Consider the following 3,178-nt stretch of genomic DNA (forward strand, 5'->3'; position numbering starts at 1 on the left):
TCGTACACACCGGGGCCGATTTCGTTCGGGTATTCAAATTCCTCGAACACGTCCAACAGCTCCATATCGGAACGTGAGGTTTCAATGGTGATGACATCCGCATCCATATGGGCAATGGCTTCAATAATGTCGTTGAAGTCGGAATAACACATATGGGTGTGAATCTGGGTGTCGTCGCGCACACCGTTAGCGGTGATACGAAAGGACTCCACTGCCCAGTCGAGGTAGTCCTGCCATTCACTGCGCCGCAGCGGTAGACCCTCACGCAACGCGGCTTCATCGATCTGGATGATGTTGCCACCCCCCGCCTCCAGGTCCAGCACTTCCTCGCGAATGGCCAGGGCCAGTTGCAAACAGCTGTCACGGCGAGGCTGATCGTCACGCACGAAGGACCAGTTGAGAATGGTGACCGGGCCGGTGAGCATGCCTTTCAGCGGCTTGTCGGTTAGCGACCGAGCATATTTGATCCATTCAACCGTCATGGCTTTCGGACGGCTGATGTCACCGAACAGAATCGGCGGCTTGACGCAGCGCGAGCCGTAGGACTGAACCCAGCCGAACCGGGTGAAAGCAAAGCCCTCCAGTTGCTCACCGAAGTACTCCACCATATCGTTACGTTCGGCCTCGCCGTGTACCAGCACATCCAGGCCCAGTTTTTCCTGCTCGCGCACGGCGTGTTCGATCTCGGCCTGCATCTTCGCTTTATATTGTTCAGCAGAAATTTCCTGCTTTTTGAACGCCAATCGCGCCTTGCGGATGGCCGGTGTCTGGGGGAAGGAGCCGATTGTTGTGGTCGGATACAACGGCAGCTTCAGATGTGTGTGCTGCTTGACGATACGTTCGGAATAGGGGCTCTCACGCTGACCCAGTTTGGCGGTAACATTTTTTACCGCGGCATTTACTACCGGATTGTGTACACGTTCGGAGTTCTTGCGGCTGTCGATAGCGTCCCGGTTGGCGTCCAGTTCGTCCGCAACCGCTGCACGACCTTCATTGATAGCCTTGCCCAGCACGGCGAGCTCCACCAGTTTCTGTTTGGCGAAGGCCAGCCAGCTGCGGATATCGACATCCAGTTTCTGTTCGCTGTCCAGGTCCACCGGCACATGCAACAGCGAGCAGGACGGCGCGATCCACAGGCGATCGCCCAGTTTTTGCGCCATGGGTTCCAGCCAGTCTAGGGTAGCGTTGAGATCGGTTTTCCATATGTTGCGACCGTCGATGGCGCCCACGGACAGCACCTTGTGTACCGGCAACCAGTCCATGATCGTCCCAATCTCAACACGGCCACGCACCGCATCCACGTGCAGACCGGCGACCGGCAAATTGCAAGCCAATTGTAGATTCGCCTGCAGGGTACCGAAGTAGGTGGCCAGCAGTATCTTGACCGGGCTTTCTTTAAGGTAATGATAGGTAGGCTCAAAGGCCTGCTGCCATTGGGCGTCCAACTCGGTAACCAGAGCAGGTTCGTCTATCTGCACCCACTGGGCTCCGGCATCGGCCAGTTTTTCCAGCAGCTCGCCGTAGAGCGGCAGCAGCTTTGGTAACAGATCCAGACGATTGGATGCGTCTTTTTCTTTACTTAGCCACAGATAGGTCACCGGACCGATGATCACCGGCTTGGCATTCACTCCAGAGTGTTTTGCCTCCGCCAGTTGGCTGAGCAGACGCTCCGTATTCAGGGTGAAGGTGGTATCGGCGGTGACCTCCGGCACGATGTAGTGATAGTTGGTATCGAACCACTTGGTCATTTCACCGGCATGCACACAGGCGCAGCCGGTATCGTTTGCGGAACGACCACGCGCCACGCGGAAGTAGTTATCCAGTTCGCTGCCTTGCAGACCGGCAACCCGCGCCGGTAGATGGCCCAGGGTGAAGCTCATGTCCAATACCTGGTCGTACAGCGAGAAATCCCCTACCGGCACAAGATCCAGTGACTGTTGCATTTGCCAGTTAACGCCGCGGATCTGCTTGGCGGTTGCCAGCAGCTCCGCTTCGGAAGCCTGCCCCTTCCAGAACGCCTCCTGGGCGAATTTCAGTTCGCGTTTAGCGCCGACGCGGGGAAACCCCAAGTTGTGTAATGAAGCCATAACCTGTTCTCCGTTTAGCTGATTGCGACACAGCATATGGAAAGCAAATCATGACGAATAATGGTATATTTTCATTTATTCATTAATTTTACTAATGACCTATCTGCCACCATGATTGATCGAGTCCACCTGCGTATCCTGCGCGAAATTGAACGGCACGGATCACTTACCGCCGCTGCCAAAGCACTGAGCCTGACCCAGCCCGCCCTCACGCATACGATCAAGAAGCTGGAGGCACGCCTGGGCACATCCCTGTGGACCAAGGAAGGACGCCAGTTGCAACTCACCCCGGCAGGCACCTACCTGCAACGGGAAGCCGCACGGCTGCTACCGCAACTGGAACATGTCGATGAAGTGCTACACCAATACGCCAGTGGCGATAAAGGCATGCTGCGCATTGGCATGGAATGCCACCCCTGTTACCAGTGGTTACTGAAACTAGTCCAGCCGTTTCTGACACGCTGGCCCGGCGTGGACGTGGACGTGAAACAGCAATTTCAGTTCGGCGGCCTGGCGGCGCTGTTCAATCATGACATCGATATCCTGGTCACCCCGGACCCGGTGCTGCGTGAAGGGATTTCCTTTGAACCGGTACTGAACTATGAACAGGTGCTGGTGGTGGCTGACAACAGCCCGCTTGGCGGCCTGGATCATATCGAACCGTCGCAACTCTCGGATCAGACCCTATACACGTATCCAGTCGCCACCGAGCGCTTGGACATTTATCAACAGTTTTTACTGCCGGCCCGTTGCTTGCCGAAGAGACACAAGACGCTGGAAGACACTGAAATGATTCTGCAAATGGTAGCGGCCGGGCGCGGCGTATCGAGCCTGCCAGAATGGCTGGTACATACCTACCGAAAGACCCTGCCCGTGCGCGCCGTACGCCTGGGCAATAATGGCGTGCACAAACAGATCCACCTCGGCTATCGCGACTACTCAGCCAATAATCAGCACATCACGGCCTTCGTTCAGTTGGCCCGAAAGCATGAAACCGCGTAGAGGAAGAAATACACTTTATTCAAGGCGGCGATTCCGGGATTCAACACTTTGAGGGGTACCCCGCTCCCCTTACAAAACCCATATTCCGT

Annotated in this window: 2 protein-coding genes; one reads left to right on the forward strand and one right to left on the reverse strand. The window is 56.0% G+C overall.

Going from position 1 to position 3,178, the window contains the following annotated elements:
- A partial coding sequence (metE, locus tag SVU69_13610) for a 5-methyltetrahydropteroyltriglutamate--homocysteine S-methyltransferase (protein MDY6944033.1) occupies nucleotides 1-2,087 on the reverse strand: 2,087 nt, incomplete at its 3' end.
- A gap of 111 nt (nucleotides 2,088-2,198) precedes the next feature.
- Here metE and SVU69_13615 point away from each other — a divergent pair.
- Nucleotides 2,199-3,089: a LysR family transcriptional regulator gene (locus SVU69_13615; GenBank protein MDY6944034.1), complete on the forward strand. Its 891-nt coding sequence runs from the start codon at nucleotides 2,199-2,201 to the stop codon at nucleotides 3,087-3,089.
- Nucleotides 3,090-3,178 lie beyond the last annotated feature (89 nt).

This window comes from Pseudomonadota bacterium (assembly GCA_034189865.1).
GTDB lineage: Bacteria > Pseudomonadota > Gammaproteobacteria > UBA5335 > UBA5335 > JAXHTV01.

Bases quoted from the DNA above. Each gene is read 5' to 3' on its own strand.
- SVU69_13615 (MDY6944034.1), top strand. From the start codon at position 2,199: ATGATTGATCGAGTCCACCTGCGTATCCTGCGCGAAATTGAACGGCAC.